The sequence below is a fragment of the Mycetocola sp. Y791 genome (assembly GCF_059445325.1).
In genome coordinates this window covers 28,985-54,797 of record NZ_JCAIUC010000004.1, presented here as the reverse complement: position 1 = coordinate 54,797, position 25,813 = coordinate 28,985, and the positions used below count along the sequence as shown (strand labels likewise).

The window sequence follows — 25,813 nt, the reverse complement described above, 5'->3', positions numbered from 1 at the left end:
TTTAGGAAGCGGCGGGGAGGCCGGCTGGAATCGCAGAGACGTCCCCGGCTGTATCGGACAGCGCCTTTGCGAGATCGGCGTCAAGGTTGTTGAAAGCGTCGTTGATGGCACCGATCGAATCCTTGAGCGCGGTCACCGCTTCGATGACCTCGGCGCGTTTCAGGTTCCAATTGGACGCGAACGCTTGAACCTCGTGCTCGAGACGGGAGTGACCGGTGAGCGAAGCCACGAATTCGCTGAACGTCTCGGCGCCTTCAAACTCGGTCAGAATCGACTGCAGGTTGGTCTGTGTCTGTTCGAGCAGAGCGCCCTCGACAACCAGTTTGTCGCCCATTGTGTCTCCTTAGAGATGAAAGCCGTTCGGTGGGTATCAGGTGTCGGGGAGGGCCGGCCGAAGCCGACCCTCCCCGAGAAGCTGTGCGAGCTTAGCCGCGGATGGCGTTGGCCAGCTCGGTGTCTGCGCTCTGCAGCGAGTCAGCAGCCTTGGTCAGGTAGTCAGCCATGCCCTGTGCGCCGCCGACCGCCTGGGTGGCGCCCTGCGTGAACGTGGTGAAGGACTCCTGGAACGCTCCTGAGGCCTGGTCGGTGACGAACCCGCTGGACACGAGGTCGGTCACGAGGCGCTGCAGCTCGTTGATCTTGTCTTCAAGTGCGCCCTTGCCCGTGATGATCTGGCCAGAAGCGGTCTTGAGGTCCTGGAAGGTTACGTTGATGTTTGCCATGGTGATTATCCAATCCTTGGTTCGGAGATCCCTTCTGGATCGTCCCCACGTGAACAACCTAATGGAGGACAAACGAGAACGTCGATGGGGACCACTCCCCATGCTCGATTGCTACTCCCCCAGCACGAGGGGCAACTGGACCCGGGCAAACTTGCCGCCTGAAACAAGCACGCCCCTGCCCTGCGGGAACTCGGCACGCTGCATCCGCGGCAGGCTCGTTTTGAGGACGATGTCGCCGTCGATGGTCTCCGGCTGCAACAACAGACCTCTCCGTGCGTTCTTGAATTCGCCGAGCAGCGGCCAGGAACTCGACCAGGAGCTCGACTCTGCCTCGGCGAGGATGAAGTGGTCGCTGCGCTTGATGGCCCGGATCATATCCACGATCGGGTTGTCGGCAGGGGTCTGGAGGAAATCACCGATTTGCTCGACGAAGACAGCGATGGTCCCCTCGGTGTCCGGGTCGACAATGGCGGCGAGGAGTTCCTTGGCGAGGGTTGCGGCGTCCTCGATGGTCACTGCTGCCGAAACAAACCGCGGATCCTTCGACACGATCGATCGCTTGTTCCCGATGTAGTACATCCGCACCTCGGGGTCGAAGCGCGCGATGGAGCGCACGAAACCGCGAAGCGCTGTCGTGCGGCCACTCGCCGGGGGTCCAGAGATGAGGAACGTTCCGGCCAACTCGATGCCCGTCGGTCCGAGGTCTTCGTCGCTGATGCCGATGGCGGGGAACGAGCCGACCCGCGTGGGCAGCTCGTCCACCGGGTATTCCTTCGGCAGCGAACGAACCGGCTGGGCGGGCACCACTCCGGCACGGGTCATCGCTGCGGCAAGCCCCTTCGTGGCGACGGATTGGTCGGACAGCGAGGCCGAGCCACCGAGAACGGCGATCTGGGTCTCCTCGCCATCGACGATCGCGCGGCCGGCAGGCGAGCTGGTTGACAGGATGTCGCCGGGCACGTCGACCATCGCGTACGCCGTTTCATCGGCGAGGCGAAGCACGACGCGTCGCTGAACGCTCGAGCTGATCGAGCTGGGGACCGAACCGGTGCGGTCGGCGGTGAACGCGACGTGCATTCCGACCTGGCGCCCACCGGAGATGATGTCAGCGAAGACGCCGTACCACTGGGACCGTCCGGCCGGGATTTCGAACTCCTGACGGAAGTTCTGGAATCCGTCGATGAGAAGAAGAATGCGTCGTTCATTGGGCCGGTCGGCGAGGCGTCGATAGTCGACGATCGACGACGCGTTCGCTTCCGCGTATCGCGGGCCCCGCGACTCGAGCTCCTGTTTGAGCTGGCGCATCAGGCGGATGACCCGCTCGGTGTCATCACCGTGAATGATCGACCCGACGTGCGGCAGGTCCTGCAGCATCCTCAGGCTTCCACCGCCGAAGTCAAGGCCGTACACCTCGACGGGGCCACCACGCGGGGTGATCGCCGCAGCGGTCGCGAGCGTCCGGAGAACTGTGCTCTTTCCGGAACCGCCGGTGCCGTAGATGACCAGGTGACCATCGACATCCGGGTTGAAGTAAACGGGAAGCTGCAATTGCTTCTCGGGCAGGTCACTGACTCCGAGCAAGAGCTGCGCGTCTGTCCGCTGCCGCAACTTGCCCAGGTCGTACACGGGCGCAAGTTCGTCCTGCCACGGTCGCCGGGGGGCAGGGATGTGGGCGGCGTCTGACGCCTGAATGATGGATGCCACGAGCCGCTGCTGGTCCGTCGGCCCGAGGTCACGGGACTCATCGATGTCACCGCGACCGGGTTCCTCCCAGCGCGCCTGTGCCCCGAACCGGAGCTCGGTCACGTCAATACCGGGACGGTCGGGCTCTCGGGAGGTCCAGCCGCCGGCGTACGCGGACTGGAAGGTCTGCAGGCGGCCGGGGCCGGTCTTGGCGAGGCCACGACCGGGGATCGCAGGGTCGAAATGGGCTGCGTCCTTCACACCGACGACGTCGGTGCTGTCGGACTCGTCCGCCATCCGGAGCGCGATGCGCAGGTTGGTGTTCGCGCGGAGGTTGTCCTTGATGACGCCGGCGGGCCGCTGTGTGGCCATGATGAGATGGATACCGAGCGAACGGCCACGCTGGGCGATGTCGACGACACCATCGACGAACTCAGGGACCTCGCCGGCCAGGGCCGCGAACTCATCGATCACGAGCACGAGGGCAGGCGGACTGTCCGGGTCGCCTCGCTTCTCGAGCTCGAGCAGGTCCTTGGCCTTCTTGCGGTTGAGGAGGTGCTCACGGAAGTGCAATTCGGCCCGGAGACTGGTCAGCGCACGGCGCACGAGGTGCGGGCTGAGGTCGGTGACGAGGCCAACGCAGTGCGGCAGGCTCACGCAGTCGGCGAAGGCCGAGCCGCCCTTGTAATCGACGAAGAGGAAGGTCACTCGGTCGGGGCTGTATTCGGCGGCCATTCCGAGCACCCAGGCCTGGAGGAACTCGCTCTTCCCGGAACCGGTGGTACCTCCAACGAGTGCGTGCGGGCCCTGCGTGCGGAGATCAAGGTGCATGGCGTCGACACCCGCCGAACCGATGGTCGCGCGCAGCTTGCCCGCACGGCGCTTCTTCGGCTCGATACCGGGCGTGCGGTCGTGAATCGAGGTGTTCTGGCGCCAGCGGTCAACGACAGCGTCGCTGTGCTCGACGAGGTCGTGGCCGAGCAGGGCAACCATCGACACCGACCGGGGCAGGTCGCTCGAGTCGGAGACGAGGGCGCCAGCGTCGATCATCGGCGCCATCCGGCGTGCGTAGTCGAGCGCGGTCTGCGGGTCGATGAGTTCGGTCACGACGTCGGTGATGGTCTCGCCGATGCGCACGTATCCGACGGTGGCGAAGCCGTCATCGTCTGGGACTGACAGGTAGGTGCGGCAGACCGCCGGGAGCGCCGTGACGTCGCGGGCCATCCAGATCGGGTAGACGCCGGCATCCGCAGCGAGCTCAGCAAGTTGCACGAGCCGCGCGCGGTCGACGGACACGTCGTCAGCGATGAGCACGACGATCGCAGGAAGTGGAGCCTGGAACCCTTCGTCGCTCGATTCGCCGACCTCGGCACCGCGTTCGAGCGCTGCAGCTTTCTGGGCCATCGCGCCGCGGCGCTGCAGTTTCGCCTTCCGCTCGGCAACGCGCGAGTGGATGATCTCTTCGAGGGCAGACATGAGGTTGGCCGCGCTTGCCGCGCTGTCGGCGAGGTGGATGCCCTCGATCGGCGAGTGCGGGGACGACGTGTGCGGAATCCACTTGAGCCAGGCCAGCTGGTCGGACCACTGCGGGGTCACCATGGCGGCAACGGTGAGTTCAGCCGGGGAGTGGAGGGCGGTGAGCTGCACGAGGATTGAGTTGAGCGAACCGATCGCTGCCGACGGGGATCCCGCAATACCGAGCGCCCCCGAGTCGTGGAGGTTGTCGATAAGCGGAACACCGGCAACGTACTTGTTCTTCTCGATGAGCAGCTCGAGCCGTTCCTGGAACTTGGGCAGCAGGTCGCCGTGTTCGCTCGACTTGATTGTGTTGCGGGACGTCATCGATCCCACACCGAGGCGGACGTTGAGGAACGACCAGTGCTCGGGGCGTCGGGTCCACAGCATCGGCCCACGGCGCATTGCGCCGTCGAGCGTTTCAGCGGTGGAGGGAGCTTCGGCGAGGCGGAGGATGCGCTCGGTGACGCTCTCCTTCTGCAGCCGCTCGTCCAGGTCGGCGAGTCGGCTGTCGAACTTCGCGATGGCCTTCTTGAGCGCCTTCTTGTCCCGACGCTTGCCCGTGATGTAGTTACCGATGAGCATCATCGGAGTCATCGCGATGAAGAGAAGCGACATCGGGTTCTTCGTGAGCATGAACAGGGCGCCACCCATGAGCATGGGTGTCAGCATCGCGAGAAGCGGGAACGGCTGCGGTTCCTTCTCGGCGGGGACCTCGGGAGCCGTGAACTCCTGGCCGGCGTAGCGCTGCTCGACCTTGGGCGAACGGTTGAAGAAGATCGGGCCGGCCTTGGGGGCGACGCCGGCTTCGGCGACGGACTCGTGCAATGCGATTCTCAACTCGGTGTCGCCGAGGCGCACCGTCTCGGTCTCGGTGACGTGGAGGCGGGCAACGATTCCGCCGTCCACCTCTACACCGTTCGCCGAGCCCAGGTCCACGACGTCGACGGCGTCGCCGACCTCGATTCGCGCGTGCTTCTTCGACACCATCTTGTCGTCGAGCGTGATCTCGCAGGACTCATCGCGACCAACGGTGTAGCTTCCGGCGGTGAGAGGGATGCTGCGACCCACCTCCGGCCCAGAGAGGACTGTGATCGTCGCGAGCGTTGGTGCGTGACCGGTCTTCGCCTGCGAGAAGTACTTGCCGGCATCCGAAATGTGCACTGTGGCCCCGGAACCGATCCACGACTCGCCCACCGGCGCGTCCGGAGGAAGCGCGAGCCACTCGGAGTGCCCTGGCAACGCTGCCTGAAGCGTGTAGTTACCGTCCCGCGGCAGAGACTCCGCCGGATCGACCCGCGCAATTGTCGAGGCGACCTCGGCGATCGTGGCACCGGCATCCGTTGTGACAATGATGTCGTCGCGGGCACCCGACGGTCGGGCAAGGGTCAGTTTGAGGCGCATTTTCGTCCTTACTCACACAGGTCGGTCCCGGCGACGAATCGCCAGGACCGATGAGATTCCTTACCCTACCGGCTGTCGGGGCCGGTGCGAGGTGGAGGAGTGCCCATGCGAAAAGCAGCTGCGGCGCAGGCCGCGAGTGCCGTGACGAGGTATAAGCCGGGGGCCGAGAACTGGCCGAGCGCGAAGGCGGGGCCGCGGAAAGGGTCGCCCGTTCCAAGCCCATACAGGACTCCCCCGGCGATCAGGAACGCCGCGACCGCGCCAAGCGTCGGGTAGACGATGGTCGCCACAAGACCCGATGCGGTGCTGAGCCGCAACAGGACGCCGAGATAGCCGGCAACCGACGCGATGAGCATCACGACCGAAAGCCAGCCCGCGGCATCCGTGTTCGTCAGGGAAATACGGGAACCGACCAGCGAGGCGCCGATCGCGAGGGCTACGGTCAGCCCGCCTGCGGACATGAGAGCTGCGCGAAGACGCGTCGGATCGGATGCCACAGAACCCTCGGATGACGAGCGATCCGCCTCACGATCAGGCGACAACGGGCCCCTGCTCAAGGATGCGCTCGTACTCGGCCTGAGCCTCAGCGTTGCGCTCTCTCACCTTGCGTCCGCGCGACGCGATCCACGCACCGAACCAGATCGGCACCTCTCGTGCGACGAGGAACGAGATGATGGCGGCGGGCGAAAGCAGGGCCTGGCCGACTGTCTCTGACACCTGATTTGGGGTGATGTTGTTTGCCTGGTCGATGAGCACTCCACCGAGGTACGACGCGTAGACGATCACAGCGACGGCGAAACCGCCGAGCACGTACGCCCACCATCCGCCACGGTTGACGACCGCCACCAGCAGGACCATCGCGAGGAAGAAGAAGATGACGGGAACCCAGTACGGCGCCTTGGCCAGAACCTCGCCGAGGATGTCGACGGAACCGTTGTTGGCAATGAGGATCAGGGCGAGGATGCCCGCGTAAAGGGCGGCAAACACGGCGGTCGCGAGGAGTGAGACCGCGATCCCGAAGCCGCGGTTGCTCTTGGGCTTCGGTTTCGACGGCGCCTGCACGTAGATCGGCTGGCGAACGCTGGCGGCCGGAGCGGTGGCGGTCGATGTGTGTCGCTCGTCGCCGTCGTTGGAGCCCCGATCGGAGCGGTCGTCGCGGTCGGCCTGCGCTTTACGCTCGGCTTCAGCCTCTGCACGAGCGGCGGAAGCGCGTTCTGCGGCGCGTTCTGCTTCGGCGCGCGCGGCCTCTGCGCGTTCTGCTTCTGCACGTGCGGCTTCACGCTCGGCGGCGAGGCGCTGCGCGACGGTCTGCTCGGCGGGGACGGCACCGGTTCCCGCCTCGGCGGCACGGATTTCGTCCTCGCGAAGGTCGGCCTGGGTCAGCACGCTCGGTTCGGTCGACGACGCGACCCGCGCGTCGGACTCTGCCGGGCTGGCGGCGTCGACGTGAGCGGCGTCAACATACGCAGGCTCAACGTGCTCAGGCTCTGCGTGTTCGCGCTCAACATATTCAGGCTCAACGTAGTCGGGGTCGACGGCGGAACCGTAGTCGATCACGATCTCGCGGTCGTCGGCCGGGTCGACCGTGGGCGCAACAGCCGTGTCACCCTCGCGAGGCGACTCGTCGGCAGCGTGCGACTCCGGGGTCGATCCGTCGTGGATCTCGTGGCCAGGTTCCGGGGTGGTGTTGCTCATGTGACGCTCCTCGTTGCTCGGGGCGTACAGTGCCCCCTTTGTGGTCACTGTAGCGCGAGGAGGCTCGCGCCAAGCCCTAACGCGCGGGGGTTAGTCGTCATCCAGCGGGTGGAGAACCCGGTGCAGGAACTGCTTGGTTCGCTCTTCCCTCGGCGCCGAGAACATCTGGCTCGGCGCGCCACGCTCAATGATGACGCCCTCGTCCATGAAGAGGACCTCGTCCGCGACCTGTCGCGCGAAAGCGAGTTCGTGGGTGACGACGAGCATCGTCCAGCCCTCGTCGGCGAGTTCCTTCATGACCACGAGTACGTCTCCGACGAGTTCGGGGTCGAGGGCGCTCGTCGGCTCATCGAACAGGAGCAGGTCAGGTTTGAGAGCCAGAGCACGGACGATACCAACACGTTGCGCCTGGCCCCCAGACAGCTGGAACGGGTACACGTCACGCTTCTCCGCCATGCCGACGCGTTCGAGCAGTGCTTCAGCCTCGCTGATCGCCTGCGCCTTCCTGACACCCTTGACCTGAACCGGGCCTTCGATGATGTTCTCGAGCACCGTCATGTGCGGGAACAGGTTGTAGTGCTGGAACACCATGGCTGTGCGGTCGCGGAGCGCGAGAATGTCTTTCTTCGCCGGCTTTGCTGCATAGTCCACGCGGATGCCGCCTGCCGCGGTGACGACACCGGCCTCCGGGATCTCCAGGCCGTTGATCGAGCGGAGCACTGTGGTCTTGCCGGAGCCGGATGGCCCGATGAGCACGAGAACCTTGCCGCGGTCGACGGACAGGTCGATGCCCCGAAGCACCTCATGTGCGCCGAATTTCTTGCAGAGGCCGGTCACCTCGAGGAGAGGGGCGTCCTGGCCGGTGTTAGTGGGCGACATAGCGGTCCAACCTCTTTTCAAGCAGGCTCTGGCCCGACGAGAGCACAAGGCAGATCAGCCAGTAGATGAGAGCCGCTTCGAGGTACAGCAGCATAAATTCTGAGGTGAACGCCGCGATCTTCTGTGCCTGGCGGAACAGTTCGGTGACGAGAATGAGCGACGCCAGCGAGGTGTCCTTCACCAGGCTGATGAATGTGTTCGACAGCGGTGGCACGGACACCCGGGCTGCCTGTGGCAGGATCACTCGGCGCAGCGCGCGTCCGCGTGACATACCGATTGTGTACGCGGCTTCCCACTGGCCTTGGTGCACCGAAAGAATCGCTGCCCGAATTACTTCGGCCGCATACCCGCCGACGTTGAGCGAGAAGGCGATGATCGCGCTCGGCCACGGGTCGATAGTGAGGCCGATTGATGGCAGTCCGTAGAAAATCACGAACAACTGGACGAGCAGTGGCGTCCCTCGGATGATCGAGATGTAGATCCGCGCGATGCTCGACGCGATGCGGTTGCGCGAGAGCCGCATGATCGCGACGAACAGCGCGAGGACAAGCCCGATCGCGAAGGAGATCAGCGCGAGTGGGATCGTGCCAGTTATCGCGCCAGACACCAGGGGCCAGAACGAGCTGACGAATAGGTCCCAGCTCGACTCTGTGACCACGTCACTCGTCGCCGTCGGCGCGGCGGCCGACAGCGACGGGCTCAAGAAATGCCACTCGGTCATGGGGGCAGTATCGCAGCCGCGGCGGCTACTTGCTGACGTCCTCGCCGAAGTACTTCTCGGAGAGCTCGGTCAGGGTGCCATCCTCGCTCAGTTCAACGAGCGCCTCGTTGATGGCGTCCGCGAGGTCATCGCTGCCCTTCTTGAGCGCGAAAGCGCTGCGTGAAGCCTCATCGGTCTCCGCGACAACCTTGATAGCGGCGTCCGGGTGCTCACCGACGTAGTCGATGTAGGTGAGCTTGTCGTTCACCGTCGCGTCGATGCGGCCCTGCTCAAGCAGTTCGACAGCCTGCGCCCAGCCCTCAACAGCTTCGACGTTCGCGCCCGCTTCGTCAGCGATGGTGTACCAGTTGCTCGTGAGCGACTGCGCAGTGGTCTTGCCGTTGAGGTCCGCGACCGAGGTGATGTCAGTGTTGTCCTTCGCGACGATAACGACTCCGGGCGAGACCGTGTACGGCTCGGTGAGTGTGTACTGCTCTTCGCGCTCCGGGCTAATCGACACCTGGTTGGCGATGATGTCAAAACGGCCAGCCTCGAGACCGGCGAAAATGCCGTCGAACTGGGTCTCCTCGAAGCTCACCTCGAGGTCGAGCTTGTCGGCGACAGCAGTTACAACCTCCACGTCGTACCCGGTGAGCTCACCCGCTCCACCCTCGTGGTAGCTGTACGGCTTGTACGTTCCCTCGGTTCCGACCACGAGAGTCCCGGCTTCGGTCACGCGCTCGAGTGCACTTCCGCTGGGTTCCTTGGCGGATCCTCCACCTGCATCTGCGGAGCATCCCGAAAGGGCGAGACCGGCAATGATGGTTGCTGCGAAGACAGTGGTGAGACGGCGTGAGTTCATGACGTGGGTGTTACCTTTCAACTTTGTGGAGGCATCGCGATCAATCAATCCAGCGGATGCCCCGACTTACGACCCTAGATGGCCTCGGTCGGCAGGCAAATTCGCGTGACGGACAATTACTCTGACGTGACGGACTGTTTATTACTTTGAATAGAACCGACGACTGCTCGCATTTATGCCGGTGCCAGCTGTTTTATTTGATATTCGCGCCTCGAACTCCGGTTCCCGCTCGAATTCCGCAACTGCACTCAACTGAAAAGGGGCGATGCAATGCTGATGCTTCGGCATGATGCGAGCCTTCAGACTCCCGATTGTTAATGGGACGTGGCGCCCTTTCCGAGCGGGCTCTACGCGGCCCGGGTCTGTCGGTTCGTGGGAGGACTGAGGTCTCCACTAACCCCCGACTACGCGGTCCGGCTCTGTTCGGCCGAGGGAGAACGGAGTTCCCCTCGCCCCCGACTACGCGGTCCGGGTCTGTTGGGCCGACGGGAAGGCGGAGTTCTCCCGTGGCCCCCGACTACGCGGTCCTGGTCTGTTGGGCCGATGGGTGGGCCGAGTTCTCCCCTGGACCCTGTCCGCCTCGTCTGCCTGACCGGTCACCGCCGCCATCGGCACTGTCGGCCCCGGCACCGTTGTTCCCGGCGGCTGCGGCTCGTGCGGCGGCGTCCGCGGCGTCGGTTGCGGCCTTGATCCCGGCCAGGCGGAGTCGTTCCTTCTCCAACGGTGACTTCGATGGCATCCGGATCGGGATCCGTTCCCCGTTCTCCCCCGGTGGTGGGATCAGGTAATACTCACCCTCGATCCGGACCACCCGATAGCCAAACGTATGCACCAGAGTGTGGTGATACGGACACAACAGGATCCCGTCCGCGAGATCAGTGCAGCCTTCGTGGGCGGCCCATTCGTTGATGTGGTGCGCCTCCGTCATCGACGGTGGACACTCACACCCCTCGATCCGACAGCCACCGTCACGAACCGCCATCGCCACCCGCTGCTTCCGGGTGTGCAAGCGTTGTTCCCGGCCCACGTCGAGAATCGTGCCGGAGGTGTCCATCAGGATCGGGGAGATCCCGGAGATACAGATCTGCTTCTCGATCACACTGCCCGGCACCGCGTCTTTACTGTCTTCGAGATACCCGGTACCGACCAGGTGCTCCGCACCCTCGCTGTCGGTGGCACGGTTGTCGAGGTTGGTTTCGGTCATCACCACCCGGATCCCGGGTTGGCGTGACCCATACGTCGTTGTCGGGTCGGCCTGCACCCCGGTCCGCATCGCACCCATCAGAATGTCGTACACGATCTGGTCGTTACTGCGCTCATCCACCCGGAGTTTCTCGGCCCGTTCCGCTTCGACCGGGTCCACCATCCGCGGCCCACCGCGGCGCGGCCGCAACGCCGCCCCCACGATCGACTCCACCCACGCAGCGCCTTCCTCATCGAAGGCCACATACGCTGTCTTCGTGCCGTCTTCATTGCGGCCGAACCGCCACTTCCGGTTCGCATACCGCTCATCCCACCTCAACTGCACCCCAGCCGGATCGATCCGGTCCCGCAAATGCCGCGCCCGAACCCCGAGTTCGTCAGCGTTCACCCCGGCAGCGTCCGCGATGATCTCCACCGCCGCGGCCCGCAGCATCTCCACATCCACCCGGTCGTTCGGTTGCCCGAGCCCGCGCATGATGATCGTCACCGCCTCGGACCGGATCACCCCCTCCCGCGCCGCCCGAGAGATGGGTTCATGCCACGGCACCACCGGCACCGGACGCAACACCGACACCCGCGCATCAGGGTCAGCGTCAGGGTCGACCAGAATCTTGCCGTCAAGATCGATCAGCGGGTCGTCACCGCCATCGCCACCCGGTTCATCAGGGCCATCGGCGCCCGGTGCGAACCCGGTCGGGTGGGTAGCGGCGTCCGCCTCACCCATCGCTTCACCGAGCCGCACCTGACGGAACGCCTCGGATTTGGTCGACCCGGTCAACCGCTGCACCAGGTTCACCGCCGTGCGGTCTCCGGTCGACTGAGCCCACCCCGAGTAACCCAGGTCACGCGCCGACCGTTTCGCCGCCACACCCGCCCCCGCAGCGATCACCGCGTCCAACTCGGACTTTGCTCGCGCCGCGTTGCGGAGCAATTCCTCCAGCTCGACGTTCGCCGCCCGCTCCAACACCATCGACAACGGCAGACCAGTGTCCACGGCGGAACCTGCAGGTGTTGCCCCCGTGCCCGCGCCCGTACTCGGGCTCGTACCAGCGGCCCCAACATCCGCACCAGCACCACGCCCAGTGCTCAACGGCTCCGGCTCCGGCTCCGGCTCCGGCTCCACCGGCACGAATCGCGGCCGCTTAAACGACGAACCGGCACCACCGAACTTGGTGATGCCGGTCGAAACCGCTGCAGGCGAAGACACTGCAGACGAAGAGCCTCCCTTGCCCGAAACCTGCAGGCCCGATACCGGTTCAGGGCCCGACGCAGGTTCGGGACCAGACGCTGGCTCCGGCCCCGCGGCATCCCCCGCCGCACGACCAACGGCCTCGATGGCGTCCTCATACCGAGCGATCTGGTCGCACACCCGAAGGGCGACCTCTCGAATCTGCTCGGACACCTTTGCCATACTTCATGATACCAAGAGATTCGATATTAGAAAAGAGTTTTACGCAAGAAATTCGAACATATTTACGCCATCAAAGCCCGCAGCCCTACTTCTCCAACAACGTGTAGATATACCCGGTCACCGTCGCGTCGAATTGCCCGGGCACTTCCTCATTCGGCATCTTCGTCATCTGCGTCGCCATGAACAGCCGGGACCCGTGCTGCAGCTTGTCGACAAACGACCACACCCCGTCGTGATCCCCCTGCACGTTCACCGTGATCGGGATCACGACAAAATTCTCAGCCGAAATGCGAGCGTCGGTGATGACCGTGGGAGTTTCAGGGCCCTCCGGTTCGGATGCCGCGGCATCCGTTTCAGCAGCATCGTCACCTTCGGTCGGTTCCTCACCGGATTCCTCAGCCGGTGCCTCCACCGGGGGCGCGACAACCGACGTTTCCGGAGCCGTATATTCGATGGCCTCGGCCACGGTCAGCGCCGTGATCGTCGTGCCGCTCTCGCTCGCCAGGGTGTCGAGCTGGGTCAGGAAGGCGGGCAGGTCTCCGTTCGCGGGGATCGAGCTGCGCAGCCCCGCAAGCTCGGCTCGCAGCGCGTCGATGCTCTCGAAGTCACCCTTGAGCTTGGCGATCGCCAGAACTGTCGCGTCGTTCTGCGCTTCCACAGAAATCCGCTGCTCGTCGGCCGCGGCCTTCGCCTGCAGTTGCGGGTCCACGCCGACGAACCAGCCCATCGCGAGGATGCCGACCATAACGACGGCGAGGCCGAGGACCCAGAGCTTGTACTTATCCATGACTACTCGCCTCCCTCTCCGTTAGCCGCATCGGTGCCATCAGCATCCGCATCAACCGAGCCATCGGCATCCGCGTTCGGATCCACCTTCTGGTCCTCCGGCACGAAACGCTGCGACCAGGCGCCCTCACCGATATGCATGGTCACGACCGTCGTGTACTGACCGGTGTCCTCCTCGAGGGTGATCGAGTCGGGATTCGCGTCCGCATACCCGGGCAGTTTCGCCAGCGCAACGAGCCACGCATCAGTATCGGGCAGCGCAGAAGTCTTCGCCCCGAAGGTCAGTGTCGCGACCCGCATACCCTGAAGAGGCGCACTCGGCTGGTTGTAATCGACGAGCGGCGACGCTCCGTCGATGGTGACCTCGGTGATTTCGACGTTCTCCGGCAGGCTCGCTTGGACCTGATCGAGGTACGCCTTCCAGTCGACCTCCGTCGCCGACCCGACCATCTGGCCTGCCTTCACCGTGGCGAGCGCGTCCTGCACGACGCGTACATCCGCGTACTTCTGCTGCTCGAGCAGCAACTCACTCGTGCGGTTCTGCTCCGCAACCAGTGCAATCTGCGCGGTGAGTGCGTAATAGAAGGACGCCCCGGTCGCGACAAAGACGAGCAGTACAACGCCGAGCGTCGCGTAGATCATCGATCGCAGGTTGCGCTTGCCCCGGTGCACCGCACGGATCTCGAGCGGAAGCAGATCCGCCCGCGGAACCCCGCCGATGACCAGCGTCTCCGTACTCTTGCTCATGCTTTGCTCCCCAGCGCGAGTCCGAGAGCCACGAGGATCGCAGACTGGCGAGCGCGCAGGTCATCGGTGTTGAACGATTTGGCGACCGCGATGCTGGCATATGGGTCGGCCTGCACCACGGGCCTGCGCGTCAATTCGGTGAGCGCGTCAGGCAGCCCGCTGAGGCTGGCTCCCCCGCCGGTGAGCAGGATGCGGTCGACGGATGCCTCCGGCCGCGACTCCCTGTAATACTCCAGCGTGTTGCGAGCACTGATGAGCAGCTCGCTCGTCACCTCGTTGATGATTTCCATCGGGTACTGGTATTTCGGGTCATCGACCCTCGTTCGAAGCCCAAGCGCTCGCTTGAGCCCGTCTGCCTGCTCGGGGGCGATCTCCAGCCGCTGCGCGAGCGCCGTCGTCAGGTCATCGCCGCCCGCCGGGATGATGCGCAAAAACTGCGGCACCCCGTTCGTTGCGATCACGATCGTGGTGGCGGATGCCCCGATGTCGACGATTGCGACGGTCCCGTTCGCCTGGTCCCCTCGAAGCAGCGCCCTGGCAAGGGCGAACGGAATGAGGTCGACTTCCTTCGTCGTCAGTCCCGACTTCTCCACGGCGCGGACGTTGCCCATCACCGCTTCCTTGATCGACGCGATGAGGAGCCCATGCACAACCGGGCCCGTGTCTGACTGGCCTTCGGAGACGGGATAGAAGTCGAGCATGGCGTCGCCCACCGGAACAGGAAGCAGTTCCTGCACCTGGTACGGGAGGGCTTCGCGGATACGTTCCTGTGACATCCGCGGAAGGGTCAGGTCGCGCGCGAGCACCCGCTGGTTGCCCATGCCGATAACCACATTCTTGCTCTTAAACCCGCCGGTCGACCACAGCCGTTTGAGCACGGATGACACGGTGCTCGGCTCGATCACCTCACCACGGTTCACCGCACCTGTGGGCAGCGGAAGCTCGTGAAAGCGCAGGAGAGTTGGGCGTGCCTTGTCGGCGTCCTTCAGCTCGACGGCGCGGATGGCGACGCTACCGATGTCGATACCCACGATTGTTGCTGACATGCTTCTCCTCTTACTTTCTGCCTACGCCACACCGAGCAGCGAGAGGTAGGAATTCCATAGCGCGGTGCCAACGAAAATGCCGGTCCAGGCGCCGATGAGCATCCAGGGTCCGAACGGGATACCGCTCTTGCGGCCCGCCTTGCGTGCGAGCATGAGCCCGATCGCATACAGCCCGCCAAGAAAGAAAGCAGCGAATGCGCCGACGAGGAGCGCACCCCAGCCGACGAAACCGAGGTACAGGCCCAGAACGCCGGCGAGCTTGACGTCGCCGAACCCCATGCCGCCGGGGTACAGCATCGCCATCAGGAAGTACGCCAGCCACATTGCTGCCATACCGACACCAGCGCGAATCATTGCGTCAAGATCCGAATTCAGGATGCCGGCAGCGGCCAGCAGAATTCCACCAACGAGGTAGCTCGGCAAGACGATCGCGTTCGGAAGCTTGTGCGTATCCAGGTCAATCAGTGCGAGAGCGACGCTGACCCCGGCGAGCCACAGGAATGCGACGAGCACGAGCAGGTTGGCAACAATGCCGGTGGTGGCCGTGGCGAACTCGCTGAAAACCAGCCACCACCACACCCCGACCACGGCGAAGAACACGCCGACACCCGCTTCGACGAGTGGGTAGCGCGCTGAGATCGGCTCTTTGCAGCTGCGGCACTTGCCGCGGAGCGCGAGCCAGGACAGCACCGGGACGTTGTCGTACGGCTTGATCTGCTCACCACACCCGGGGCATGCGCTCGGTGGAGCGATGACGGAAATGCCGTTCGGCACCCTGTAAATAACGACGTTGAGGAAGGACCCGACGAGGAGGCCGAGGACGCCGATCAACGTTGCGACGATCGGTAGCCACTCAAGCTCAGTCATCGCTCGGTCCCGTTCGGGCCGAATGCAGCCTGAACCTCGACGAGTTGGCTAATTCCGTAGGTCGTCGACACCGGCGACAAGAACTTCGGCGGCGCAAGATAACGAAAACGGTCATCGTACTTATAGTTTTTCTCGTATCCGGTACCGTCTGACGTCGCGACGGCTCCACGGAAGTTCTGCGCGATGGCACCAGTAACGGTGAGGGTTCCGCGGCCTTTGCTGCCGCTTCGTTCCGCGGTTATGTAGTTCTGCACGGTGAACGTATGGCCGACAGACAGAATGGCCGCATCGATTGTGCGGTTATCGTCCTGAAAGAAATTGCCCTCAATGCATTCGTCGTCGCCGTTTTCGCGCGTGCAGTCGACGGGATTCCACACCCAGACAGCACTTTGTCCCACGAGACCCAGAACATCCTTCAGCTTGTCCACATATTTGATGTCACCGGTGATGTAGACATAGTTCTCGGCGTATACAGTCACCTGCCCCTTGAGGATGCCCTTAATGAACACGTCCCCTTTTCTGCACTGATAATGCGCCGGGCTGGCCCAGGGCACCGTTTCATCCGCACGAGGAAAGGAGTTACCGCCAAAGGACCACCCGGTTCCGCTGCTCTTGCAGGAGTAGCTCCCGGTCGTCGGTTTCGCACTACTCGCCCAATAGTTGGGGTCATCCCGATCGGTCGGCACGTCCTGAACGAAGATGAGGTTCTCCTCGATCACATCGACCGTCGCCCCCGCTGCGGATTTCAAGGCGGCTTCGCGACCACATTCCGCAGCTTCCCGACCCGCTCGCGCGGGATTTCCGGCGACCTGCGTGCGGTTTGAGTACGGCGATTTCACGTTCATCTTGCCGTCGTTGGTCAAGGTGATGACCGTTGGACCCGTGTAAAGGCAGCCGGGTCGCGGCACGGAATCTTCGAGGTCGTACCTGGTCTCTTTCTTCTGCTCCAGGTTGGTCGCGGGCATACCAATCTTTGGGGTTTGCACGGGCACTCCCCCGTTGAAGAGCGGGTCCTCACACGAGGTCGAGTCCTCGCGCCAATAGGGGGCGTTGGGGTTCGCGGTCGTGATCTTTCCGTTGAACACCGCACCACAAATCAGCAGCGAGTCGTTCGAGTGCAGTGGACCGCTGATTGTGTCTTTGTCGGCGAAGCGAATATTGCAATTGCTCGGGTGCGCCTTCGTAGATCGGTTCCACGCATATTCCACGGTGCAGCGCTTAGATGCCTTCTTGACCTGAGCCGGATCGGTCATTTCATATTCGGTGAAGTAGAGGAAATCTATGAACCCCTGCTGCTTGACGTTGACCACGAGGCTGCGTACTGACGACCCGACGCGGCCTGTCGACCGCAAACGCAAGAGGCCGGACTTGCTGTACGCCGAGCTGTCTACCTCATACCGATAGGTCGCCTTGCCGCCGCTGCCCTGGACGGCAGCCCACTTGCCGCTGGCGCCGACCTCGAACGCCGGATTGGCCAGAGCGCCCAGCGGCAAGACCACCGCACTGCCGGCGCTGAACTTCGCATTGGGGTTCCCGTACTTGATATAAGAGTTGTCGTTGGAGAGCTTCGACTGATAGTCCTCAATGCCCGCATAGGCGGCGGCCATCGCTGCGTTCCAATCCGCGTCCGTCCCTGACTTCCTCGTGCTGCTCAATGCCACTGTGGTGGCGGTCGCGATCATGACCATCAGAACGAAGCCGATGACTACGACGAGCACGAGTGCCGCGCCCTCTTCCTCGTGCACCTGGAACTTACGAATGCGCCTCATGTGACCAACCTGCCGATTCCGAGGTTAGGAATACCGACGGTGTTCTCGAGGGTCACCCGGTGTTCGGCACTCGAACTCACCTCTTCTTGAATGGTCAAGGTAACTTTCACGGCCGCAACCAGCCGCCGGCTCTCTTCAGGGAGCCCAGCGGTCGGCACGCATGCGGCGCCCGCGGGGGTCACGCACAACGATCGCCCGTTGGCATCGGTATAAGTGAAGAGCGGCTCGGTGCCGGCGGGAGCGACCGTTGAGGCAATGATTCTGGTTTCCGCGGGCGGGTCCCGATCGGGGTCAGGGAAGGACCAGTAACCGTCTCCAGCGGCTCGTGCGTTCCACCGCTTCTCGACAAGGCGTCGTTCGCTGTCCAGCGACAGCTTGACCATGATGGGGCGGAACACGTCGTCAGTTGTCACAACCGGCGCGAGATTGACATACGCATACATCACGAGCGAGTCGCTCTTCGCCTGCAGAAACGCGGGCTGCGGCTTCGGGGCCGGGTTGGCGGCGGTCGGCTTCACCGGATTGTCCGTCCCTGCCCGAATGATGCGTGCCGTCTCGTTCATTCCGTTGGAGGCCTGGCTCGTGTTGGTGCTGAGCGCCTGCACCTGGGCCATGGTCTTGGTTGTTGATGCGAACAGACCGACGACCATCGTCGAGAGAACACCGAACACCACCATCGCGACGAGAAGCTCAACCATCGTGATGCCATCGTCATTGCGAAACGAGTGACGGCTGCGCGGCCGTCCGCCGACTGTCACGCCCTTCATCAAACGGCACGTCGCGGATCGAGCAGAAGACGGTTCGGTCCTTGAACGCCGGAGAGAGCGCCGCTCCACGCGGAGAATGCAGTGGACGGAACGGTCTGAGTTGATCCGTCCTTGGTGATCGAGACAGTCCAGGCCCCATACGGAAGCGCGATCGTTACCGAGGCGTTCCGAGCAATGGTTGTGGTGAAGGTGAGCGTCGTGGCTTCCTCACAGGTTGGCACGGGGTGTGAACTCGTTGGATCAGCGCTTTTCGCAACGATTTTGGTACCCGCCAGGCTTGTGGAGTTCTTGATGGTAACGACACCGGTCGGGACATCGACGCTCGAGGTCGTCCCCGAAACAGATTCCACGCTGGGGGGCGTGAAACCCTCATAGGTGACGCCACCAACCACCGTCGGCTCCCACAGCGACGGGTTGACGGCGTCACAGGTCGATTCACCGCTGTCGGTGCTGCCGTGGCGGCCGGCAATCACGGAATAACCGCCAAGCGGGAAGAGGTTGAAGGTCGCTGAGCTGGCTGCCTTGGACGCGAGGTCAGGAACCACAATCCCGTACGTCCCGACAAAACTCGTCGGCATCGTGTCCGGAAGGAGCACACCAGCGGCAGACGCATCCGGCTTGAAGGTGGCTTTCACCGCACCGCGCTTGTCGAAAGTAAACCGCGCGGAGGACGTGCCCCCAGCGATGACGGGAACAAGCTGGCTGGGTTTGGTGAGGCTTTTCTCGTTCACATATCCGGTCTCGGATATCTCGACCGAGTAGGTGCCGGGCTTCACTCGAAGGAGGTATGAACACCCTTGGGCGTCAGTTGGCAGCTTCGGCTCCGTCAGAGACTCCGCACCGTCACCGGACGCTTTGGCATCGACATCAATGCCACTCACCCCGCCTGCTGCGTTGGTGACCTGGACCAGTATCGTGCCGAGGTTTGGATCGTTGATCTTCGACTCTGGCGCGAGGAGTGTGTCTGCTGTCACCGCATTGTCTGGATCGGTCATGTTCGGCCAGGTCACGGCGACGTGGATCTGCTTGTACTGGAGCGCACCGCCGACGCCGCTGTCAGTTGCCCCACAGGCCCCGCCATCCTGCGTGGCATTCACCCACGATGCCTTGCGACTAATCGTGTAGACGGTTCCGTTCACTGTCTCGGTTTCTGAGTCATCGAGAAGGTCGAGAATCTTTCCCGCCGATCGTGCGCGGTCGATCTCCTGGGCCGCGAGGTTCGTGGCCACCTGGCGGTGACGAGAGTCACGGGTCGCGGTCATTATCGCGATCGACGAGTAGGCGACACTGAGCGTCACGAGAGAGAACACCATCATGGCGACGATGACCTCGATGAGGGTCATGCCGTCGCTGTCGTAATCCAGCGGAGCGGAGCAACGACGTCCAATCACCCTGCATCACCTCCGTCTGGGTCGAACACCGAAGGTGGGGTGGCGCCTCAGGCGTCACCCCACCTTCGACATCTTGCTTACTTAGGACTAGCGGCGTAGCACTTACCGTCTTGGACTCCGCCTTCGGATGTGACGTGGAAGCTGCTTTTCGTCTCGCTGCTCGTTGCGTCAATGCAGAAATCGGAACCCGTGGCTGTCCCGGCGGCCTTTGCCGTCCCCTTAACTTCGAACGCGCCGTTGGTCGCCGTGCCATACGCACCACTCGCCGTGGCGCCCAACGCCCCAAGCGTTGTGGCGCTGTCGCCAGTTCCCACGGACGTCGCAGTGGTTAAGGTGCCCTTCACCTCGAACTTCGAATCATTCGTATACGCAGCGACGACAGCAATCTTCACGTTCGACAGGTCGGACTGCACCGCGCTGTCTTTTGCGTTGTTCTGCACGCCCAGGTAGATCGGGATCGCGATCGCGGCGAGAACGCCGATGATGATGACGACGACGAGGAGCTCGATCAGGGTGAAGCCCTTTTCCTTCTCCTGAATGGCCTTGTAGCGTGCGGCGAGCGCAGCGGTGATGCGAGAAACCATGAAATTTTCCTTTGACTGAGCGTGACTAATTTGTGGGTCGGAAATCCCGGTGGCCCCCCGTCTCTGACCATATGGGAAAGACACGTTCAACCTGCACACGCGAACAGGGGTGAATTGAGCAGATTGCCACCCCAGCTCGGGGGCAGTAACGCATTAAGGTGAGCAAACCTCGGTTACTGCATCAATGTGGCGATGTTGAAGACAGGCAGGTATAGGGCAACGATCATGCCGCCGACGACGACGCCAAGGAAGGCGATGAGGAGCGGCTCGATCAGCGACGTGAGGCTATCAGTCATGGTCTGCACCTCTTGGTCGTAGAACTCGGCGATCTTCTCGAGCATCTGCTGCATCGCTCCAGAGTCCTCGCCGACAGCTACCATCTGCACAACCATCGGCGGAAAGACATCCTCCTCCGCCATAGGGCCGGCGATCGATTTCCCCTGACGCACCGAATCTGCGACCTTCTTGAGCGCCTCTTGAATGACGTAGTTGCCGGATGTCTCCCCGACGATCTGAAGCGCCTGCAGGATCGGCACACCGGCGCCGATCATGTCCGCAAAGTTGCGGGAAAACCTCGCGACAGCGAGCTTCTTCATAAGCAGGCCGAACACGGGCATCTTGAGCTTGAGCGGGTCGAGGAACTTGCGTACGTTCTCGTCATTCTTGTGCGACTTCCACCAGACGCCACCGACGATAGAGAGCACCAGGATGAGCGGCCCAAGCCAGATCATCTGCTCCGACAGCGTGACGAGGATCTGGGTCGGCAGCGGCAGGCTGCCGCCCATGCCCTCGAACATGTCCTTGAACACCGGCACGATGAAGATGAGCATTCCAGCGACCGCAAGGACTACCATTCCGACCACGACCACGGGGTAGGTCATGGCGCTCTTGATGCTGTTCTTGAGCGCCGCTTCCTTCTCGAAGTTCGTCGCGACCGTGTCGAGCGCTTTGTCGAGGAACCCGCCGGTCTCCCCCGCCTTGACCATGTTGATCATGATCGGGGGGAAGTCCTTGTGGTGCTTCCGCATGGAATCCGACAGTGACGAACCAGTCTCAACGTCGTCACGTACGGTTCCGAGGATCTTCGCGAGAGGCTTGGACTCGGTCTGATCCGCCAGGATCGTCAGGGTCTTCATGAGCGACAGACCCGCACTGGCCATCGTCGACATCTGCCGGCTCATGATCGCGAGGTCTTTGAGCCCGACGCCCTTCGAGAACCCGGGGATCGTGATCTCTTTACTCAGCCCCGTGCCATCTGGAGCCGCCTCTATCGAAACCGGTGAGAGCCCCATCGATCGGAGACGGGTAGCAACGGCCGACTCGCTCGAAGCCTCGACTTTGCCCTTGACGATCTTGCCCGCTGCGTCTCGTCCCTTGTAGGCATAGGCGAGGGTGGTTGGCACTTACCGCTCCAGCCTGTTCGAGAACGAATCGCCGAAGTCGATTCCCGACGCCTGCATCGCACGAGTCGAAGCCTCGGTCGGCGACTGAACACCGCTCAGCATCCGCGAGAAGCCCTCTGGGTCGTGCGCTTTCGCCTCCGCGGCCTGGCGGGTCACCCTGCCCGCGTTGACGAGCTCAGCGAGGTGCTGGTCCATCGTGTGCATGCCGAGTTCCCTACCCGCCTGCATCGCCGAGAGGATCTGGTATGTCTTGCCCTCACGGATCAGGTTCGACAGCGCCGGCGTGATCACCATCACCTCGGTGGCAACCACTCGCCCTGACCCGCTGGCCTTCGGCACAAGGGTCTGGCAGACGACGCCCTGCAGCACACCGGACAGCTGCGTGCGCACCTGATCCTGCTGATGCGACGGGAAGACGTCGATCACACGGTCGATCGTCTGCGCAGCATCCTGCGTGTGCAGCGTCGCGAAGACGAGGTGACCGGTTTCAGCTGCGGTCAGCGCCACCGAGATCGTCTCAAGGTCACGGAGCTCACCAATGAGGATGACGTCGGGGTCCTGACGCAGTACATGCTTGAGTGCGTTCGCGAAGCTGTGCGTGTCTGCACCGACCTCACGCTGGTTGACGATCGACTTCTGGTTCTTGTGCATGAACTCGATCGGGTCTTCGACAGTCACGATATGGTCGGCGCGGGTACGGTTCACGAGGTCGATGAGGCCAGCAAGCGTGGTCGACTTTCCCGAACCGGTCGGACCGGTCACGAGCACCAGGCCGCGTGGCAGGGCAGCAAATCGACTCACAGAGTCGGGCACTCCAAGGTCGCTGAGCCGCTTGATCTCGGTCGGGATCAACCGGAACGCCGCCCCGATCGCCCCGCGCTGCATGTAGTAGTTCACCCGGAACCGGCTATCCGCGGTGAGGGTGTGCGCGAAGTCGAGCTCGAGATGGTCATAGAACATCTCGCGCTGCTTGTCGGTCACGATGGCTGCGAGCTCCGCCGTTACCTTGTCGCGGCTCCAGGGGGCTGCACCGTCGATCGGCTTCAGTCCACCATTGACGCGGATCATCGGCGGAGCGTCGGCCGTGACGTGCAGGTCGGATGCCCCGAGGGCGACCACAGCGGAGAGAGCCTCGGCGAGGGAGATCTCAGCTTCTGCCTGCGGCGCGACTTGGTCACCCCCGTTTCGCTCAGCGCGTGCTGCAGCAGCGGCCTGGGCCATACGGTTGGCCTCGCTGCGGGTCATCGGCGGGGCTGCCTGCGGAACCGGCGTCGTCAGGGACGGCGACGCAGCCACCGACGGCGACGCAGCCATCGACGGGGACGCATCGCTGAACTGCAACCCCGCACGCGGCGCGAACGGGGGCGCGAGTTCGTCGAACACATCGATGCCCCTTGACTCAGAGTCCGAGGTCGCGCTGGTGACCAAAGGATCCGGTGCAGCCGCCGCAGGAACGCCGGGGCCGGCATCCGTTCGCGGCTTGATTCCCGGCGTCCAGCCGCCAACGTTCGCGCCGGGCGGCAGGATCGGAATCTCATAGATTGGATCGCTCAAGCGTCACTCCCTCAAATGTGCTTTCTGCTGTGTGAATGTCCGGGTCCGGCACCTGCCGTCTCCGCCGCGAGCGCCGTTAGACGACGACCCGCAGAATCTCCTCGAGGCTCGTGAGCCCCATGGTTGCTTTGGTATACCCGTCTTCGCGGAGCGTGAGCATCCCCTGCTCACGAGCCACCCTCCCGATGTCCGCACTCGATGCGCGGGCAACGGCCATCCGCTCGATCTCCTCAGAGATACTCATGACCTCGTGAATCGCGAGCCGGCCGCGGTACCCGGTGTTCGAGCACTGGTTGCAGCCGACCGGACGGAAGATGCCGGGCATCCGGCGGCTAACCGGGACCTGCGGAAACTTCATCCGGAGCAGGTCATCGGCCGTGTGCTCGGCCGGCGCCTTGCACCGGTCACAGAGGCGCCGCGCGAGACGCTGTGCGACGACGCAGTCGAGTGCCGACCCGACGAGGAAGGGTTCGATGTCCATCTCCGTCAGCCGGACCACAGCGCTCGGCGCATCGTTCGTGTGCAGGGTCGACAGCACGAGGTGGCCGGTGAGCGACGCTTCGATCGCGATCTGCGCGGTCTCGTGGTCACGGATCTCGCCGAGCAGAACGACGTCGGGGTCCGACCGCAGGATCGACCTCAGCGCACTCGCAAAGGTGAGCCCGGCTTTGGGATTGACCTGCACCTGGTTGATGCCCGCCATCCGATACTCGACGGGATCTTCGACCGTGATGACGTTGATCTCGGGACGCGCCACGGTGTTGAGCGTCGTGTAGAGGGTGGTCGACTTGCCCGAACCGGTCGGGCCAGTAACGAGGATCATGCCGTACGGCTTCGTATATGACTTCTTGTACGCCTCAAAGTTGCGATCGAGCAACTGCAGGTCGCGCAGGTCGAGGCTCGTGTTCGAGTTGTCGAGAATTCGCATGACGACCTTCTCGCCCCACACGGTCGGCAGTGTCGCCACGCGCAGGTCGATCTTGCGCCCGCCGTGGCTCACCGACATCCGGCCGTCCTGCGGCTTACGTCGCTCGGCGATGTCGATATCGCTCATGATCTTGAGCCTCGAGATCACACCGTTCTGGATGCTCTTGGGCGCGCTCTGCATCTCATGGAGCACACCGTCAATGCGGTATCGCACCCGGAGTTCGTGTTCGCCAGGTTCGATATGGATGTCGGATGCGCTGTCCTGGATCGCCTGCGACACGAGCAGGTTCACGAACCGCACGATCGGCGCATCGTCATCGCTGTTGTCCGCGATGCCGAGTCCGGCATCCTGCGGAGCTGACTCTTCTTCGAGCGTGCTGGTCAGGTCGTTGAGCTCGTCATCGGCACGCAGGTACCGATCGATGGCGGCGAGGAGGTCGCCCTGCTCCGCCTGCACCTTCTCAACCCTCAGGTGGGTTGCCGCGCGCACATCGTCGATCGCGAACACATCACCCGGGGTGACCATGGCGAGCTGAAGCACGCCGTCGACGAGCCCGATCGGCAGTACCGAGTGCCGCCGGCAGAGCGTGGCGGGCACGAGCGCGACAGCCGTGCGGTCCACCGGATACTCGAGCAACTCGACGAAGCCGATCCTGGCCTGCGTTGCCCGCGCTCGCGCGAGCTGGACCGGGGTGACCATCTTCTGCTCGAGCAGCGCGCCGAGTGCGACCTCGTCATCGGCCTGGTTGCGGCTAACCCGCTCGAGCTGGTCGAACGGGAGGATCCCCTGGAGGATCAGCGTCTCCATAATGGATGGCACGAAGATCACCCCCCGGATCGTGTCAGTGCTTGGCAGCCTTGTCACGCTACAGTCCAGGGGCCCGATGGCCACAGTCCCCCGTTGGGGATTCGGCGCCCCCATTCACGTGACGCGTCGTTGCCTCCCCGCTCCGTGACGGCATCCGCCCGGCACGCTATCCCCAGAGCGTTGCGACGATTTCCTCCGTGTACCCGGCGAAGGGCACCTGGGTCCAGTGCGTCGATACCCAGCCGTTGCTCCGGAAGTAATGGGACTCCCCGGCGGGCCCGTACTCACCGGACTCGTCTTCCCACAGGATTGTGCAGTGCGTGCCGCTCATCCACTCAACACAACTGTGACCGTCGGCGGTGAGGGCTTCGATCGCTGCAGCCGTCTGTCCCTCATCGACGATATTCACCGCGGTCCCGATCCCGACCTCGCTCGCCACTCCCCAGTCGCAGTCGATGGACGGCAGCGTTGCACGGATCGCTTCCGCGCCCTCAGAGTTGGTCGGAGGAGTACCCGCGACGGTTTCGTGGTTGAGCGGCAAACCGGAATTGCTGAGACCCTCGAAGTAGGTCGCGCTGTAGATCTCTGAGCACTCCGACGGCAGAGAGATCGCTGCGGGGTCCGCGGGTGTCGGTGTCGGTGTCGGCGTTGGCGTTGGCGTTGGCGTTGGCGTAACGCTGGGGCTCGGCGTGGCTGTCGGCGTCACAGTCGATGTCGGCGTCGGCTCGCCGCCGGTCTCCGCACCATCACGGACCGCCCAGAACACCACCAGGGCAATCACGACGGCAACCACGAGCCCGACCGAGATCCACAGGATGAGGCGCCGACGTCGCTGACCGTCGTCCGCCGGAACGGGGGTTTCTTCACCGGGGATTCCGAACTGGTCCGACATGGCTGTCCTTTCGCGAGGCAGGCCCCCAAGCTACCGCGCTGCCGACCACACATCCCGCAACATCCGGTCACGATTCAGACACGTCTCCGAACGGATGCTGTCGAGCGCGTCGCGAACACGGCCGCAGGCATCCGTTAACGACGAAAGGCCCCGACTCGAGAGTCGGGGCCTTTCGTGTCAGCCGCCGAAGCGACTGTG

At 63.6% G+C, this 25,813-nt stretch carries 21 protein-coding genes; all 21 read right to left on the bottom strand.

All coding sequences use genetic code 11. The features are described from left to right. Position 1: 1 nt before the first annotated feature. On the bottom strand, positions 2-334 hold the full coding sequence (locus AC1C2N_RS13295) for a hypothetical protein (protein WP_495434257.1): 333 nt from the start codon (positions 332-334) through the stop codon (positions 2-4). Between the two features lie 91 nt (positions 335-425). Further along, positions 426-722, bottom strand: a complete 297-nt coding sequence (locus tag AC1C2N_RS13290) for a WXG100 family type VII secretion target (protein WP_483404908.1) — start codon at positions 720-722, stop codon at positions 426-428. Positions 723-833: 111 nt separating this feature from the next. Further along, complete coding sequence (locus tag AC1C2N_RS13285) at positions 834-5,324, bottom strand: type VII secretion EssC family protein (RefSeq protein WP_483404909.1); 4,491 nt, start codon at positions 5,322-5,324, stop codon at positions 834-836. Between the two features lie 65 nt (positions 5,325-5,389). Beyond that, the gene (locus tag AC1C2N_RS13280; protein WP_495434256.1) at positions 5,390-5,821 is read right to left on the bottom strand and encodes a hypothetical protein; all 432 of its coding nucleotides are present in this window, start codon (positions 5,819-5,821) and stop codon (positions 5,390-5,392) included. A 34-nt stretch (positions 5,822-5,855) separates the two neighbouring features. After that, positions 5,856-7,019, bottom strand: coding sequence for a hypothetical protein (locus AC1C2N_RS13275; RefSeq protein ID WP_495434255.1), 1,164 nt, complete (start codon positions 7,017-7,019; stop codon positions 5,856-5,858). A gap of 90 nt (positions 7,020-7,109) precedes the next feature. Continuing rightward, positions 7,110-7,898: an amino acid ABC transporter ATP-binding protein gene (locus AC1C2N_RS13270; RefSeq protein ID WP_483404912.1), complete on the bottom strand. Its 789-nt coding sequence runs from the start codon at positions 7,896-7,898 to the stop codon at positions 7,110-7,112. Further along, a complete protein-coding gene (locus AC1C2N_RS13265; RefSeq protein ID WP_483404913.1) occupies positions 7,885-8,619 on the bottom strand; it encodes an amino acid ABC transporter permease in 735 nt (244 codons plus the stop codon). Before AC1C2N_RS13265 ends, AC1C2N_RS13270 begins: the two co-directional genes overlap by 14 nt. A gap of 25 nt (positions 8,620-8,644) precedes the next feature. After that, positions 8,645-9,460, bottom strand: a complete 816-nt coding sequence (locus tag AC1C2N_RS13260) for an amino acid ABC transporter substrate-binding protein (protein ID WP_483404914.1) — start codon at positions 9,458-9,460, stop codon at positions 8,645-8,647. A 517-nt stretch (positions 9,461-9,977) separates the two neighbouring features. Beyond that, positions 9,978-11,657 carry a DUF222 domain-containing protein gene (locus AC1C2N_RS13255; RefSeq protein ID WP_483404915.1) on the bottom strand — a complete coding sequence of 560 codons (1,680 nt, stop codon included), beginning with the start codon at positions 11,655-11,657 and terminating at the stop codon, positions 9,978-9,980. 502 nt (positions 11,658-12,159) lie between these two features. Then, positions 12,160-12,861: a hypothetical protein gene (locus AC1C2N_RS13250; RefSeq protein ID WP_483404916.1), complete on the bottom strand. Its 702-nt coding sequence runs from the start codon at positions 12,859-12,861 to the stop codon at positions 12,160-12,162. Positions 12,862-12,863: 2 nt separating this feature from the next. Further along, positions 12,864-13,607 (bottom strand): hypothetical protein, encoded by a 744-nt coding sequence (locus AC1C2N_RS13245; RefSeq protein WP_495434254.1) that lies wholly within the window; start codon positions 13,605-13,607, stop codon positions 12,864-12,866. Then, positions 13,604-14,653, bottom strand: a complete 1,050-nt coding sequence (gene pilM, locus AC1C2N_RS13240; RefSeq protein WP_495434253.1) for a type IV pilus assembly protein PilM — start codon at positions 14,651-14,653, stop codon at positions 13,604-13,606. The genes AC1C2N_RS13245 and pilM overlap by 4 nt, the downstream gene beginning before the upstream one ends. A gap of 21 nt (positions 14,654-14,674) precedes the next feature. Beyond that, complete coding sequence (locus AC1C2N_RS13235) at positions 14,675-15,520, bottom strand: prepilin peptidase (RefSeq protein WP_495434252.1); 846 nt, start codon at positions 15,518-15,520, stop codon at positions 14,675-14,677. Next, entirely contained in the window at positions 15,517-17,289 is a 1,773-nt protein-coding gene (locus AC1C2N_RS13230; protein ID WP_495434251.1) for a hypothetical protein, read from the bottom strand. Before AC1C2N_RS13230 ends, AC1C2N_RS13235 begins: the two co-directional genes overlap by 4 nt. After that, entirely contained in the window at positions 17,286-18,056 is a 771-nt protein-coding gene (locus tag AC1C2N_RS13225; protein ID WP_495434250.1) for a PilW family protein, read from the bottom strand. The genes AC1C2N_RS13230 and AC1C2N_RS13225 overlap by 4 nt, the downstream gene beginning before the upstream one ends. Continuing rightward, positions 18,056-19,447, bottom strand: coding sequence for a prepilin-type N-terminal cleavage/methylation domain-containing protein (locus AC1C2N_RS13220; protein WP_495434249.1), 1,392 nt, complete (start codon positions 19,445-19,447; stop codon positions 18,056-18,058). The genes AC1C2N_RS13225 and AC1C2N_RS13220 overlap by 1 nt, the downstream gene beginning before the upstream one ends. A gap of 77 nt (positions 19,448-19,524) precedes the next feature. Then, complete coding sequence (locus tag AC1C2N_RS13215; RefSeq protein WP_495434248.1) at positions 19,525-20,031, bottom strand: type IV pilin protein; 507 nt, start codon at positions 20,029-20,031, stop codon at positions 19,525-19,527. A 173-nt stretch (positions 20,032-20,204) separates the two neighbouring features. Continuing rightward, entirely contained in the window at positions 20,205-21,434 is a 1,230-nt protein-coding gene (locus AC1C2N_RS13210; protein WP_495434247.1) for a type II secretion system F family protein, read from the bottom strand. Then, on the bottom strand, positions 21,435-22,988 hold the full coding sequence (locus AC1C2N_RS13205; RefSeq protein ID WP_495434246.1) for a type IV pilus twitching motility protein PilT: 1,554 nt from the start codon (positions 22,986-22,988) through the stop codon (positions 21,435-21,437). A 76-nt stretch (positions 22,989-23,064) separates the two neighbouring features. Beyond that, positions 23,065-24,735, bottom strand: coding sequence for a GspE/PulE family protein (locus AC1C2N_RS13200; protein ID WP_495434245.1), 1,671 nt, complete (start codon positions 24,733-24,735; stop codon positions 23,065-23,067). A gap of 154 nt (positions 24,736-24,889) precedes the next feature. Then, positions 24,890-25,615 carry a hypothetical protein gene (locus AC1C2N_RS13195; protein WP_495434244.1) on the bottom strand — a complete coding sequence of 242 codons (726 nt, stop codon included), beginning with the start codon at positions 25,613-25,615 and terminating at the stop codon, positions 24,890-24,892. Between the last annotated feature and the right edge of the window lie 198 nt (positions 25,616-25,813).